Source organism: Pontivivens insulae (assembly GCF_900302495.1).
GTDB lineage: Bacteria > Pseudomonadota > Alphaproteobacteria > Rhodobacterales > Rhodobacteraceae > Pontivivens > Pontivivens insulae.
In genome coordinates, this window is the sequence record NZ_OMKW01000004.1 from 344031 (window position 1) to 358693 (window position 14663).

General features: G+C 60.5%; 13 protein-coding genes and 1 other RNA gene. 9 read left to right on the plus strand and 5 right to left on the minus strand.

The window, feature by feature from the left end; translation table 11 throughout:
• Nucleotides 1-19 precede the first annotated feature (19 nt).
• The 6 genes from mdoH to POI8812_RS15800 all read left to right on the plus strand — a co-directional run bounded on the left by mdoH (nucleotide 20) and on the right by POI8812_RS15800 (nucleotide 5349).
• Nucleotides 20-1831, plus strand: a complete 1812-nt coding sequence (mdoH, locus tag POI8812_RS15775; RefSeq protein WP_108783560.1) for a glucans biosynthesis glucosyltransferase MdoH — start codon at nucleotides 20-22, stop codon at nucleotides 1829-1831.
• A gap of 68 nt (nucleotides 1832-1899) precedes the next feature.
• Nucleotides 1900-2895: an N-acetyltransferase DgcN gene (gene dgcN / locus POI8812_RS15780; RefSeq protein WP_108783561.1), complete on the plus strand. Its 996-nt coding sequence runs from the start codon at nucleotides 1900-1902 to the stop codon at nucleotides 2893-2895.
• A gap of 43 nt (nucleotides 2896-2938) precedes the next feature.
• Nucleotides 2939-3904: an N-acetyl-D-Glu racemase DgcA gene (dgcA, locus tag POI8812_RS15785; protein WP_108783562.1), complete on the plus strand. Its 966-nt coding sequence runs from the start codon at nucleotides 2939-2941 to the stop codon at nucleotides 3902-3904.
• Between the two features lie 3 nt (nucleotides 3905-3907).
• A complete protein-coding gene (locus POI8812_RS15790) occupies nucleotides 3908-4765 on the plus strand; it encodes a D-amino-acid transaminase (protein ID WP_108783563.1) in 858 nt (285 codons plus the stop codon).
• Nucleotides 4766-4852: 87 nt separating this feature from the next.
• Nucleotides 4853-4951, plus strand: an RNA gene (gene ffs, locus POI8812_RS15795) — signal recognition particle sRNA small type.
• A 35-nt stretch (nucleotides 4952-4986) separates the two neighbouring features.
• On the plus strand, nucleotides 4987-5349 hold the full coding sequence (locus POI8812_RS15800; RefSeq protein WP_108783564.1) for a YidH family protein: 363 nt from the start codon (nucleotides 4987-4989) through the stop codon (nucleotides 5347-5349).
• On the opposite strand, the gene recR is transcribed toward POI8812_RS15800, so the two are convergent.
• From recR to POI8812_RS15820, 4 genes are all read right to left on the minus strand, one after another.
• A complete protein-coding gene (gene recR / locus POI8812_RS15805) occupies nucleotides 5344-5937 on the minus strand; it encodes a recombination mediator RecR (RefSeq protein ID WP_108783565.1) in 594 nt (197 codons plus the stop codon). The genes POI8812_RS15800 and recR overlap by 6 nt on opposite strands.
• Before the next feature lie 31 nt (nucleotides 5938-5968).
• Nucleotides 5969-7093, minus strand: a complete 1125-nt coding sequence (locus POI8812_RS15810; RefSeq protein WP_108783566.1) for a beta-ketoacyl-ACP synthase III — start codon at nucleotides 7091-7093, stop codon at nucleotides 5969-5971.
• A 29-nt stretch (nucleotides 7094-7122) separates the two neighbouring features.
• A complete protein-coding gene (locus tag POI8812_RS15815) occupies nucleotides 7123-7467 on the minus strand; it encodes a YbaB/EbfC family nucleoid-associated protein (protein WP_108783567.1) in 345 nt (114 codons plus the stop codon).
• A gap of 110 nt (nucleotides 7468-7577) precedes the next feature.
• Nucleotides 7578-8870 (minus strand): DUF2254 domain-containing protein, encoded by a 1293-nt coding sequence (locus POI8812_RS15820; protein ID WP_108783568.1) that lies wholly within the window; start codon nucleotides 8868-8870, stop codon nucleotides 7578-7580.
• Between the two features lie 124 nt (nucleotides 8871-8994).
• Between POI8812_RS15820 and POI8812_RS15825 the strand changes: the two genes are divergently transcribed.
• Entirely contained in the window at nucleotides 8995-9435 is a 441-nt protein-coding gene (locus tag POI8812_RS15825) for a universal stress protein (protein WP_108783569.1), read from the plus strand.
• A gap of 66 nt (nucleotides 9436-9501) precedes the next feature.
• Nucleotides 9502-11700: an RNA degradosome polyphosphate kinase gene (locus tag POI8812_RS15830; protein ID WP_108783570.1), complete on the plus strand. Its 2199-nt coding sequence runs from the start codon at nucleotides 9502-9504 to the stop codon at nucleotides 11698-11700.
• 95 nt (nucleotides 11701-11795) lie between these two features.
• Here the strand turns inward: POI8812_RS15830 and POI8812_RS15835 are convergent, their stop codons facing one another.
• Nucleotides 11796-12821 (minus strand): TRAP transporter substrate-binding protein, encoded by a 1026-nt coding sequence (locus POI8812_RS15835; protein WP_108783571.1) that lies wholly within the window; start codon nucleotides 12819-12821, stop codon nucleotides 11796-11798.
• Between the two features lie 147 nt (nucleotides 12822-12968).
• Between POI8812_RS15835 and POI8812_RS15840 the strand changes: the two genes are divergently transcribed.
• Nucleotides 12969-14477 carry a Ppx/GppA family phosphatase gene (locus tag POI8812_RS15840; protein ID WP_108783572.1) on the plus strand — a complete coding sequence of 503 codons (1509 nt, stop codon included), beginning with the start codon at nucleotides 12969-12971 and terminating at the stop codon, nucleotides 14475-14477.
• Nucleotides 14478-14663: the final 186 nt, after the last annotated feature.

Consider the following 14663-nt stretch of genomic DNA (forward strand, 5'->3'; position numbering starts at 1 on the left):
CAGCACGGACCATAGCCACATGACCGACAAGGTCCAGAGCGCCAACCTCCCACACGGTCACGAGACCGTGCGCACCCCTGCCGGATTGCAGGACGCCCGAGTCCTGACGTGGCGGCGGCGGATGGTTTTTGCGTTGAACCTTGTCACAATCGCAGCCTTGTTGACCGCGCTGCTCTTCGTGTTCGGGGAAGGCGGGTGGAACCTTACCGACATCGTGATTTTCGTCTGTGTGATGATCGGCGCGCCTTGGACGGTCATGGGGTTCTGGAATGCTGTCATCGGGCTGTGGCTGATGCATGGCGCGCGCGACGGTTTGCGTGCTGCTGCGCCGCAGATGCTCGATGTCCCGGACGCGGCGCTTTCCACGCGGACGGTGCTGACGATGTTCCTGCGCAACGAACCGCCAGAGGCGTCCTTTGCGCGACTGGTCGAAATGCGCCGCACGCTGGATGAGACGGGGCAGGGTGCCGCATTCGATATCGCAATTCTTTCTGACACGGATGATCTTGAAATTGCGGCAGAAGAGGATGCGCTGTTTGCGCAGTCGCGTATGCTGCTGGGAGCGAATGCCGTCTATCGCCGCAGAACGGACAATACGGGGTTCAAGACCGGCAATTTGCGCAGCTGGTTGTCCGCCCATGGCCGGGCCTATGACTTTTTCCTGCCTCTTGATACTGACAGCCTGATGTCAGGCCCCGCGATTGTGCGGATGGTCCGGATGATGGAATCGCATCCAAACCTCGGCATTCTGCAAAGCCTGGTTGTGGGTGCCCCCGCACGTTCAGCCTTCGCCCGCATCTTCCAGTTCGGCATGCGCCACGGGATGCGGTCCTTCACGATTGGGGCTGCGTGGTGGCATGGCGATTGCGGACCTTATTGGGGTCATAATGCCCTCATCCGCACCACGCCGTTCCTGCGCCATTGCCGCCTTCCAATCCTGCCGGGAAACGGGCCGCTTGACGGCCATATCATGTCCCACGATCAGGTTGAGGCCGTGTTGATGCGGCGTGCCGGGTTCGAATGCCGGGTCATGCCGGTTGAGGGCGAAAGCTGGGAGGAGAATCCGCCGACCCTGCTCGACTTCACGAAACGGGACCTGCGCTGGTGTCAGGGCAATATGCAGTATTTCCGCATCCTTGGCTGGAAGGGCCTTCAGCCGATGAGCCGGTTCCAGCTCTTTGCCGCGGTGATGATGTATTTTGGCGCACCCGCATGGATGCTGATGACAGGTGCTGCCGCCTTCAAGTTGATGGAGGGCGATTTTCAGCAGGTCAATCTCGCCTTTGGTCTGTCGATGTTCTTCATCATGGTCGCGATGAGCCTGTTCCCAAAGATCGCGGGCTGGATCGATGTCATGTTGCGACCCGGTGGAATCAAGACCTATGGCGGCGGTTGGCGCTTTGCTGCAGGTGCGCTGATCGAGACCCTGTTTTCAATCTTGCTTGCCCCGGTTGTTGCCTTTCGTGTCACGCTGTTTCTTATCGGGCTCCTGTTCGGGAAATCTGTGATCTGGGGCGCACAGAACCGCGACCCCTATGCGCTGCCGCTGGGCACGGCGATCCGCGGGTTGTGGCCGCAAACTCTGGCGGGGACCATTCTCGCCGGTCTTCTCCTCTCAATGGCTCCGGCCGCGCTGGTTTGGGCCCTTCCCGTCCTTGCAGGTCTCATATTTTCCATACCCTTAGCGCTGATCACGGCCTTTCCCGCACTGGGTCGACTACTCGCGAAGCGGGGGATCTGTGCCGTGCCGGATGAGGTCACGGAGCACCCTGTGCTCAAGGGTGCGACCCTTCCCATTCCGCTTCCGACAGAGGCGCGGCCGGCGGCGTAGAATAGCTTTGACGTGGCTCCACTTTCGGCCTTAGCTAGGCGCGATTTTGAGACTAGGAGCGCCGTCTGATGATACCTCACCCCTATCTGCTGTTCCTCGGCGATGCGCCCGATCCGCTCGCTGCAAAAGTTGCACAGGGCATCAAGGACTGGCGTCCTGACGCCGCGGCTGGCCAGTTCCGCCTACCGGGCTGCAACGCCGATATGGGCCTGCGTGATATGACCATCGCCGAAGCTGCGAAGGCAGGGTGCGGCACGCTAGTGATCGGCGTGGCCAATCGCGGTGGCGTCATTTCCGCCGAGTGGATGGACGTCCTCGAAGAAGCGCTCGCTGCAGGCATGGATATCGCCTCCGGATTGCACAACCTTTTGCGGGACGAGCCCCGCCTTGTTGCCGCAGCCGAAAAGCATGGCCGTACGTTGCACGACGTGCGCGTGCCCGTGGTTGATTACCCCATCGCAAATGGTGTGAAGCGATCGGGCAAGCGCTGCCTTGCCGTTGGTACCGATTGCTCCGTCGGCAAGATGTACACGGCGATGGCGATGGAAAAGGAAATGCGCGCGCAAGGCATGGATGCCACGTTCCGCGCCACCGGCCAGACCGGTATCCTGATCACGGGCGATGGCGTTCCGCTCGACGCTGTTATCGCCGACTTCATGGCCGGTGCGGTCGAATGGCTCACACCTGACAATGCGGCGGATCACTGGGACCTGATTGAAGGGCAGGGCAGCCTGTTTCACGCGTCCTATTCCGGTGTCACCATGGCTCTGGTCCACGGGGGGCAGCCGGATGCTCTGATCCTGTGTCACGAGCCGACGCGGACGCATATGCGCGGCTTGCCGACCTATGATCTGCCCACCCTGGAAGACCTGCGCGATACAGCGCTGCACCTGGCCCGTCGCGTAAATCCTGACTGCAAGGTGGTCGGCATTTCGATCAACACCGCAGCCTTGGGTGAGGACGAGGCGAACGCCTATCTCGCCGAGGTGGAAGAACGGATGGGCCTGCCCACCGTCGATCCGTTCCGGCACGGGGCCGCGCGCCTTGTCAATGCGCTCGACTGATCTTCAGTTGTTCTGAAATACCGCAGCCCGAGGCGCCCAGCATATGATCCAGGTCACCCAAGATCGCTTCCCTCTTGCCGAGGTATTCACAATCGCGCGCGGCTCCCGCACGGAGGCGCGTGTGACCACCGTGACAATCACGCGGAACGGCGTGACGGGTCGCGGCGAATGTGTGCCCTATCCACGCTATGGCGAGACGCCAGAGAGTGTCGCTGACCTGATTGAGGCTTTGCCCGCGGACATCACCCGTGAGCAGTTGCAGGTTGCTCTACCCGGTGGTGCTGCCCGAAATGCGGTTGACTGCGCACTTTGGGATCTTGAGGCAAAGGCCGCCGGTCAGCCTGCTTGGCAACTGGCGGGGCTTGCTGAACCGGGCACCTGTGTCACTGCCTACACCCTCTCGCTGGGCACGCCTGAGGCGATGGAGGCGTCTGCTGCCAAGCATGCCCATCGGCCCCTTCTCAAAACGAAGCTTGGGGGTGGGGATGAAGATGTCGCCCGCATCCGGGCCGTGCGTACAGGCGCCCCACAAGCCCGTATCATCGTAGACGCCAATGAAGGCTGGACGGCAGACCAGTACCGAACCCTCGCACCGGTATTCGTCGAGCTTGGCGTGGAGATGGTTGAGCAACCCTTCCCCGCCGGCCAGGATGATGCACTGTGCGATCTCGATCGCGTTCTGCCGGTCTGTGCGGATGAGAGCTGCCACGACCGCGCCAGTCTGCCAGATCTTGTCGGCAAATATGACATGATCAATATCAAACTCGACAAAACCGGTGGGCTGACCGAAGCGCTCGCACTCAACATCGCGGCACGCGAGGCCGGGTTCAAGGTGATGGTGGGTTGCATGGTTGGGTCGTCGCTGGCGATGGCCCCTGCCATGCTGGTCGCCCAAGGGGCAGAGATTGTGGATCTCGACGGCCCGCTTCTTTTGGCAGAGGACCGCGATCCTCCGCTCGATTTCAACGGCGCGGTGGTCTCCCCGCCGCGCCCCGCACTCTGGGGATAAGCCATGAGCCGCACCGTTTACGTGAATGGGGAATATGTCCCCGAGGAAGAAGCGAAGATCTCGGTGTTTGACCGCGGATTCCTGTTCGCTGACGGGGTCTATGAAGTTACCTCGGTGCTTGATGGGAAACTGGTGGACTTTGCCGGTCACATGACCCGCCTTGACCGCTCCCTGAACGAATTGGGCATGAAGCGTCCCGTCGATGATGCGCAGATGGAGGCAATCCATCGCGAGCTCATCGTACAGAACGAGCTGGAAGAGGGTATGATCTATCTTCAGGTCACGCGCGGTGCTGCGGATCGCGACTTTGCCTACCCGTCAGAGGACACGCCGCCGTCGCTGGTCCTGTTCACCCAGTCCAAGCCTCTCGTCGACACCGCTGCCTCGCAAAACGGGATCAAGGTCGCCTTTGTCGATGACATCCGCTGGGGCCGCCGCGACATCAAGACCGTCCAGTTGCTCGCACCGTCCATGTGTAAGATGGCCGCCAAGGCCCAAGGCGCCGATGATGCCTGGATGGTCGAGGAGGAGCACGTGACCGAAGGCACCTCCAACAACGCCTATATCGTCACGAAGTCGGGCACGATTGTCACACGCAACTTGTCGAACTCCATCCTACACGGCATCACCCGCGCCGCCGTTCTGCGACTCGCTGCAGAATCGCAGATGAAAGTGGAGGAACGCCCCTTCACCCCCGAAGAGGCGAAAGACGCAGCTGAGGCATTTGTCACCGCCGCATCCTCCTTCGTGCAGCCGGTCGTGGAAATCGATGGCGTGACTTTGGGCGATGGCAAGCCGGGCCCGATCGCAAAGCGCCTGCGCGAGATCTACATTGCAGAGGCCCGCGCCCAGGCGATCTGATGCGCCAGCCTCCGGCGGGGATATTTCAGGACAGATGAAACCGGGCGCGGGGTTGCAGAGCCTCGCGCCCTTGTCTATTTGGAGAGTCGAGAGGTTGGCGCGGGCAGGCGCCTCGCCAACCTGGTCAGGTCCGGAAGGAAGCAGCCACAACGAGCCCCGCTTGGGTCGTCGTCCAGCCTCTCACCCTTTTCCCAAAACATTTTTGGTCCATCATGTCTGTCATGTCAGATAAGAATGAACTTGCCAAAGATCGCACCGATTGGGCCGAAGACCGCACGGTCATGGCCAATGAACGCACTTTTGCAGGTTGGATGCGCACGGGCATGTCGTCGCTCGCCATCGCGATTGGCCTCTCGGCGGTCTTCAAAGAGGCTGAACCGACCTGGGTGCCAAAGGCGTTTGCCATGGTATTTGTCATCTGCGCCCTTCTGATCTTTGAAGCGGCGCGGCGCGCCTCCTGCAAGGTCACAGAGCGGCTTGAGGCCCACGCAGCAGAACCGCAGGACACGCGCGCCATGACGGCGGTCGCGATCTTGTTGATGATCGGGTCGGTCGCGGTGGGCGCGATTCTCTGGTTTCTATAGGCTGCGTCGCGCGCGCAGCGCCGCGGTGATTGTGCCATCGTCGAGGTAGTCCAGTTCCCCCCCAACAGGCACGCCCTGTGCCAGTGAGGTGACGCGCACGTCACGACCTTCCATCATATCAGCAATGTAATGGGCGGTGGTTTGCCCATCTACAGTCGCACCAAGAGCCAGAATGACCTCGCTGACATTATCGCTGCGAATCCGCGCATCGAGCCGGGGAAGATTCAGGTCGTCGGGTCCAATCCCATCCAAGGCGGACAGCGTACCGCCAAGCACATGATAGCGTCCCTTGAAAACCTCAGCACGCTCCATCGCCCAAAGATCAGCAACCCCTTCCACAACGCAGATCGTGCCGGGATCGCGGCGGTGATCGGCGCAAATATCACAGCGCTCCGCCGTCGCGATGTTTGAGCAGATCAGGCACTCGCGCACATCCCGTGCGACATCTGCCATGGCGCTGGCCAACGGTTCCAGCAGCAGCTTGCGCTTCTGGACGAGGGCGAGAGCCGCCCGGCGGGCCGATCGCGGGCCCAGTCCAGGGATGCGGGCCAGCAGCCCGATCAGCTCATCCAGCGCATTCTGGCTCATTCGGATTGGTCCAAATACCCAGACCGCATCTTCAACCTGCGCGCCGCACGATCACTGAACCCACGGAATACCCGGCTCCGAACGAGCAGATCACACCCAGATCGCCCGCTTCGAGATCGTCGGAGTATTTCGAGAAGGCGATGATCGACCCCGCACTCGACGTATTGGCATAGTCCTGCAGGATATTGGGTTGTTCGTCGCGAGTCGGCTCGCGGCCCATGACTTTCTTGCCGATCAGATCATTCATCGACTTGTTGGCCTGATGCAGCCACATCCGCTTGAGGCTTTCGGGCGCGATGTCATTGTCGGACAGATGTTCGCTCATCAGCTTGGCAACCGTGGGCACCACTTGTTTGAACACTTTCCGCCCTTCCTGCATGAACTGCATGTCACGACGATCCTCGACCCCATGGGGCCGGGTCCGGCGCAGAAAGCCGTTATTGTTGCGGATGTTGTTGGAGAAAATCGTAAGTAGCCGCGTATCCAGAATGTCGAAGCGCGCGGCCTGCGCGTCCTCCGCCCGCTCCACAATCACCGCGGTGCAGACGTCGCCGAAGATGAAATGGCAATCCCGGTCCCGCCACTCCAAATGGCCTGAAGTAATCTCCGGGTTCACCATCAGCACTTTGCGCGCGGAGCCCGACTTGATCATGTCGGATGCCTGCTGCAACCCGAAGGTCGCAGACGAACATGCGACATTCATGTCGAAGGCAAAGCCCTCGATCCCCAGCGCCTGCTGGATCTCCACCGCCATGGCAGGATAGGCCCGCTCCATGTTGGAGGCGGCACAGATCACTGCATCGATATCCGCCGCACTGATCCCAGCCTGCGCCATCGCTTTCGTCGCAGCGTCGACTGCAATCTCGGCCATCAGGCTCAGCTCATCATCGGCCCGCTCGCGAAAGCGTGGATACATGCGATCAGGGTCAAGCACGCCTTCCTTGTCGAGCACATAGCGTTGCTCGATTCCTGACGCGGCAAAGATGAAATCGCTGTTTGATTGCGGCTTGGCCTCGACTTCTCCAGCCGCAATCGCATCCGCATGCTCGGCATTGAACTTGTCGGCATAGGCGTTGAAGGCGGCGACAAGTTCGTCATTTGTGATGACCTGAGAGGGGGTGAACACCCCGGTCCCGGTAATGGCCGGTTGATGCATGCTATTCCCCTCTTTCAATTGGCTCTGCCTTAGAATGGCAGTTTCATGCCTTCGGGCAGGTTCAGCCCTTCCGTCACCTTGGCCATCTCGGCCTGAGCCGCTTCACCGGCTTTTGCTTGCGCGTCCTTGATTGCGGCAAGGATCAGATCCTCGACCACTTCGCGCTCTTCGGGGTTGAAGAGCGACGGATCGATGTTGAGCGCGGTCAGTTCGCCCTTGGCTGTCGCGGTCGCGGTCACGAGGCCCGCACCGGCCGTGCCGTCGACGGTGATCGTGTCGAGACGGTTTTGCGCCTCCTCCATCTTCGACTGCATCTCTTGCGCCTGCTTCATGACTTTCGCCATGTCGCCGAGCTGTCCCAATCCCTTGAGCATTCCGAGGCCCCTTGTCTCAACGTTATGTTGGTGTCGAATGTATGACGCCCGCCGGGGCTGAGCAAGCGGAGCGGCGGGCGATCTTCCGCCGCGTTTTTACCTTGCCGCGATCAATGTGGCGAGGCAGGCACCAGAATGGCCGAAAGTCTGCGCATCTCGAACTCGGTCAATCCTGCGGTCTGAGCATAGTCCATCGCTTGGCGCGCAGTTTGAATGGCTTGCGCCCTCAGCTCCTCGTCAGCAGCTTGCGACAGATCTGCAAGGGCTTTTCGCAGGGTCGTACCAACCTCAATTGTCCGTGCACCATCCCGCGCAATGGCCCCATACGCGGCTTCAATCAGGGCATCCCCACGAACTGCAGGCAGAAAAACATCTGGTGCCACGGGCCGCGAGGCAGGGCTTTCCACAGAACTGAAGCCGTGAACGAGGGCCTTGAGCCGCATGATCACATCTATCGCCGTGCCCGGATCGTTGACACCGGGCGACAGGGCACGGGATGCGATTTCGGACAGGACGGTCAGGCCGAACAGCGGATCCTGTTCATAGCTGCGCTGATCGGCAATGACGAAGCAATCTGCAAAAGCGTCGAGCGTAGTGCCCCGCGTGCCGTCGGTGACGTGGGCGATGACCTCCCCTTTGATCACGTGATCGCCTGGTCCGTGGGTGACATAGATGCACCCGCCACCATGCAGGCCCGCGTGCAGCCCTTCCACGTCGATCAACTGAATATAGCCTGACCGGCTGGCAACAACGGGCTGCGCACCTGCCGGAATATCGATTTCGTCGTCGAGAATCGCCCCGCCCAGGGCCGGCGCGCGGGCCAGTCTTTTCAATGACTCGCGCGTCTCGTCCGACACTCGGTCGAGCGTGTTGTCCACACTGCCAAGATCGCTGAGATGTTCGATCCATCGCAGCATGGCAAGGATCACCAAGGCGACAACCAGTACGGTCATCACCATGGCAACGAACGCAGCCCGATCATCGAAAACGCCTGATTCAAACAGAACCACCGACGAGAGCGAATAGACAAACGCTCCGATGAACGTCGCCAATGTCGCCTGTGTGGTCGTGTCGTCGAGCAGCATCCGATGGACCCGTGGTGTCGTGGTTGTCGCTGCCGTTCGGTGCGAGGTGATCATGATATTCAAAGAGAAAGTAGAGACCGCCAGCATGGATGAGGCGAGGATCGTCAGAACCTTCAGGACAGAGTCCGCATCGACCGTTGCGCGCAAATCTTCGCTGAGGAACCCTTGAGCCAACGGGTTGAGCACAAGGATCAACAGCGACGCGATGACGTAGAACGATACCCGCAAACCCAAGTTACGATAGTATCTCAGGAAGATCAGGATCGGCCAGCGCAGCGGCGCGGGTAACTCGGACGTCTTGTCTTTTTGCGTGCTCATGGCAGGTCACATAGTGCGAACTGCGCCAAGCGTCTGCGCAAGCGGGATTTTCTTTGATGCATGTCAATGCTGGCCTGCAACGCTAGGCCTAGTCTGATCTCATCACAGCGAGGGAGAAGACGTTATGTTCAAGACGGTTCTGCTATCTTACGACGGGTCCGATCACGCTCAGAACGCGCTGGCGACGGCCGTTTCGATCTGTAAGGCCTATGGCGCCAAATTGCATGTGGCGCATGTGCCTCAACTCGACACGCCTCCGGTCGTCGTTGGGGCCTTTGTTGGTGCTATCGAAATCCCACCCACCGCACAGCAGGTCGCCGAAGCGGGGGAGCATCTCATTGCCGATGTTACGTCGAAAGCAGCGGTGCAGGGGGTTGAGATCGCGAAATGCCATGTCGGAATGGGCGTGCCTGCGGACCATGTGCTCAACGTGGCACAGAGCGTCGGCGCCGATCTTATCGTGACAGGTCGGCGCGGCTTGGGCGCGCTGGGGAGCCTGGCGCTTGGATCTGTCAGTCTGGCCATAGCCCAACGCGCAAAATGCGCTTGCATGACCGTGATCTGAGATCGGTCACGGCATGTCGATCTGCTGTCATTTGCGTGTCGCCAAACCGGGCCATATATACGGTCCATGAGCACAGCCGATTTTCTTCATTCCGCCCCGCCCCCTGCCACAGAGCTTCCCGGCTTCAATCCGGATGGGCCGGAGCGGTTTTTCAATCGGGAGCTTTCGTGGCTTGCCTTCAACTGGCGCGTCCTTGAAGAGGCGGAAAACCCGAATGTTCCGCTCCTGGAGCGGGTGCGCTTTTTGTCGATTTCAGGCTCCAACCTGGATGAATTCTATACCGTCCGCGTGGCTGGCCTGCGCGGGCTGGTTCGTTCCGGGGTCGAAAAACCCTCTGCGGATGGGCTGACCCCAGCAGAACAACTCTTTCAGATTGACGCGGATGCGCGTGCGCTGATGGATCGCCAACAGACCTGCTGGGCCGCGCTGAAGGCCGCGCTGGCTGATGAACGGATCGCTGTGATCGGACCGTCCGATCTGACCCGCGCCGATCTCACCCAGCTCGAAGATGTCTTCATGGATCAGGTGTTTCCGGTTCTCACACCGCTGGCTATCGATCCCGCGCATCCCTTTCCGTTCATTCCCAACACCGGCTTTGCGATGGCGCTGCAGTTGCGGCGCACCGAAGACGGTGCGCCGCTTGAGGCCTTGCTGCCGGTCCCGCAACAGGTGCGCCGTTTCATCCGGCTGACCGGCGGGCGGCCCGGTGTGACCCGATTCCTGCCGCTTGAAGGGCTGCTCGAGGTCTTTCTGACCCGGCTGTTTCCGGGCTACGAGACGGTCGGCTCCTGCACCTTCCGCGTTCTGCGGGACAGTGATCTGGAGGTGGAGGAAGAGGCCGAGGATCTGGTCCGCGAATTTGAAAGCGCCCTGAAACGCCGACGTCGTGGCGAAGTGATCCGCATGAAACTGTCCAAGGGCGCCCCTGCGGATCTGAAGGACATGATCATTGAAGAGCTTCATGCGGCCCGCGACGAGGTGATCGAACTAGAGGGTGTGATCGGCATCTCCGACATTTCGGAGCTGGTGATTGACGATCGGCCCGACCTGCTTTGGCCGAAATACAAGCCACGCCTCCCAGAACGTGTGACGGATCACGAGGGCGATATCTTCGCCGCCATCCGGCAAAAGGACATGTTGCTCCACCACCCGTACGAGACTTTCGACACGGTGGTGCGCTTCATCCAGCAGGCCGCCAACGACCCGAATGTCGTTGCGATCAAGCAAACGCTGTACCGCACATCGAAGAATTCCCCCATCGTGAAGGCGCTCTGCGAAGCGGCGGAAGACGGCAAGTCGGTTGTCGCGTTGGTCGAGCTGAAAGCCCGCTTTGACGAAGCAGCCAACATTCGCCTTTCAAGACAGCTTGAGCGTGCAGGCGCACAGGTCGTCTATGGCTTCATCGATTGGAAGACCCATGCCAAGATCAGCACCGTGGTGCGGCGCGAGGGGGAGGAACTTGTCACCTATTCCCATTTCGGCACCGGCAACTACCACCCGATCACGGCCAATTTCTACACTGATCTGAGCCTGTTCACCTGTGACAAGGCGCTGGGTCGGGACGCAACGCGGGTTTTCAACTACGTCTCTGGCTATGCAAAGCCAGAGCGGCTGGAGAATTTGCACATCTCGCCGCACACCATGAAGCTGCACATCCTCGAAAGTCTTGAGCGCGAGGTGGAACACGCCAAAGCCGGGCGACCGGCGGCGGCATGGGTCAAGGTGAATTCCCTGATCGAGCCGGATGTGATCGATGCGATCTATCTGGCCAGCCAGGCGGGTGTGAAGATCGACCTGATCGTACGCGGGATCTGCGGTGTGCGCCCCGGTGTGAAAGGGCTGAGTGAGAACATCCGCGTCAAATCCGTTGTCGGGCGCTTTCTGGAGCATTCGCGCATTGCGTGCTTCGGAAATGGTGGCGGGCTGCCATCCCGGCAGGCGCGGGTCTATATCTCTTCGGCAGACTGGATGGGACGCAACCTGAACCGCCGGGTCGAAACACTTGTCGAGATCACCAACCCCACCGTCCATGCGCAAATCGTCGAGCAGATCATGGCCGCCAACTTGGCCGATGAGGCGCAGAGCTGGGTCTTACGCGCGGATGGCACCTATTATCGGCCGGATACCGAGGCTGAGGTGCCGTTCAATTGCCACCAGTTCTTCATGCAAAATCCCAGCCTTTCCGGGCGGGGCAGGGTGGGGTCCAAGGATGCCCCGCGTCTTGCAATGGCACCCGAAGAACCGGAGCGTCCGCTGGGCGAATAGCGCAAAGGCCTCAAAAAGACGAAGGGGCCGCATCCGGGTTCGCGGGAAGGAGCGAACCGGACGCGACCCCGATCAGGCCGGCAAGGAGTCCCACATCACCCGCCAGCCTGCCCCCTCAAGCGGGTGACGACGCCGACGGCATCCTCTCCCGCTGTGTCGGCCCATTGGGCGAGCAGATCGCCACTTGCCTGTTCGAATGCAGTGATAAGAGCCGGGCTGACCGGTCCCATGCTCAAGCCGTCAGAGGTTTCCATGACCTCCGTATCGGTCGTCAGGATGGTGACACCCCGGTCAAACAAGACCTTCACAGCCTCCACCGCGTCGATCATTGATGAAATGCGTCCCCGGTCCTCGGCCTCTTGCGCTGCGGCCAAAACCTGCTGTTGGGTTTGGGGTGGAAGCGCATCGAAGGTCGCGGCGTTCATGACAACGATGTTTTTTGGCAGCCAGGCCTGGATATCGTAGAAATACGGGAAGTAGTCCCAGCTTTGGGTGCTCACACCGGTGCTGGCAGAGGTCAGCATGACGTCCAGCTCGTCGCGGGCGATTGCCTCTGGAATATCGGCAACTTCAACCCTGACCGGTGTTGCGCCCATCAAGGTGGCAAGGGTTTCCAGCGTCGCATTATACGTGCGGAAGGCCATTCCATCGAGTTGCGCCGGATCTGAAATCTCCACCCGTGAATAGAGCCCCTGCGGCGGCCACGGCACGGCATAGAGTGCGATCAGCCCCCGTTCACGCAAGGCAGACTGGACGAGGGGGCGTTGCTCATCCCATAGATCGGCGGCCGAGCCGTAATCTGTCGCGACGAAGGGCAGGCTATCCAGCCCGAAGATCGCATCATCGCCTGAAAGGATGGACAGGAAGAATTCTCCGGCCTGTAGCTCCCCATTGGCAACCGCCCCCGGAATCTCGGTGTGCGAGACCAGCGTGCTGCCGGGATGAATGTCAAAGCTGACGGCGCCTGCTGTCAGTTCGGTGACGTTCTCTGCGAATTCACGAACATTCTGTGTCTGAAAGAAACTGTCGGCATAAGGCGTTGCCATGCGCAGCGGATCTGCGAATGCCCCGTTGGGCAGTGTCAGGACGAACAGTGCAGGCAGAAGGGTGGGGAACTTCATGATCTTTCCTCAAAACTGATTCGTGTGCGATTCAACTTCGTAACACTTACAAATTGTAAATAAATTACGGCAAAATTGTGACGTAAGCAATTCCGTTGACCCCCGCGCCCTACGCTCTAGGAATAGATGCAATGAATCGGAGGGGTTATGCCGACACGCACGAAGGCGCTTTTGGCCGACGCACCGCTCGCTGATCTCAGCCGGGTCGGTGTGGTCGATGTTGGATCGAACTCCGTCCGGCTGGTGATTTTCGATGGTGCGGCGCGGTCTCCGGCGTATTTCTTCAATGAAAAAGTGCTCTGTGGATTGGGCGCAGGTTTGGGCCAATCCGGTGTTCTCAGTCCCGAGGGACGGGTGCTCGCGCTCTCCACGCTTGCGCGGTTCTGCGATTTGGCCCGACGCATGAACGTCACTTCTCTGACAGGGGTTGCGACCGCTGCCGTGCGCGAGGCGAAGGATGGCCCCGACTTTGTTGCCCAGGTCGAGCGGGAAACCGGGCTGACACTGCGCGTGGTATCAGGACAAGAAGAAGCGCGACTGGCCGCACAGGGTGTTCTGGTTGGCTGGCCAGAGGCTTTGGGACTTACCGTTGATATCGGTGGTGCGTCGATGGAGCTTGCCCGCATCCATGGCGGGCGGATTGGCAGCTGTGTCACATCCTCCCTTGCGCCCCTCGCTCTGGCAGACCTCAAACCCAAGGATGTGGATCGGACGATAGAGACCACATTGACCGACCTGCGTGATCAGATGCCCGGCAATGTCGAGACGATGTTTCTGGTCGGCGGATCTTGGCGCGCGATTGCAAGCCTGCACATGGCCCGGACGGAATACCCCCTGCGCGTGCTCCACGCCTATCAGATAGACCCGGCGGACCTGGCAGAGACGGCAGAGTGGGCCGCGTCGCGCACGCTCGACGATCTCTCCGGCCTGACCGCGACATCCGATGCAAGGATGGCCCTCGTACCAATGGCGTCACGGGTGTTGGTGCGACTGCTTGATCATTTCACGCCGGGCAAGGTGCTGATCTCCTCTTACGGCCTGCGCGAAGGCGTGCTCTATGATCACATGAGTGCGGATGCCCGACGGCGCGACCCGCTGATTGAAGCGGCCCGGCACATGGAACTGGCAGCAGCGCGTTTCCCGGGCTTTGGCGATGCGCTCTTCGAGTGGATTTTGCCGATCTTCCCGGATCTTGACGAATACTGGCTGCGTCTGGTGCAGGCCGCCTGCCTTTTGCACGACGTGAACTGGCGCACCCATCCCGACTTCCGGGCGACGGCGGGGTTCGAGGCTGTCACCCGCGCAAATCTCGGCGGCATCGGCCATCGCGGTCGGATCTTCATCGGCCTCGTTTTGTCGCACCGGTATAAAAGCGGGCGTCGTGCCCGGCCTGACGAAGCGCTCCTCACTCTGCTCACCCAGGAAGAGCAGGTCTTGGCAGAGGTCGTCGGCCGCGCGCTGCGCCTTGGCTCGATGCTCACAGGGGCGTCCGCCTCCTGCCTTGAGGATGCGCCACTGCGCCGAAAAGCCGCTGTGCTGAGCTTGACCCTGAAGGGCGAGATGACACGCATGGGCGGCGCTGTGGTCGAGAAACGATTGGCCAAACTGGCACAGGCGCTGGAGCTTGAGGCAACTGTCGAGGTTTCAGCGCCCTAGGCGGCCAAATCCCATGTGGGATTGCTTTACCCCTGAAATGCAAAACGGTCCGGCAAATGCCGAACCGTTTTAAGTCTCCCCAGACTTGGGCCGTCTAAGCGGCTTTCTTCGGACACTAACCTGTCGCGATCCCTACGTCACTATGAAAGAACCTTTCGTGGTCAGATACTTGCGTAAAATGTGGTC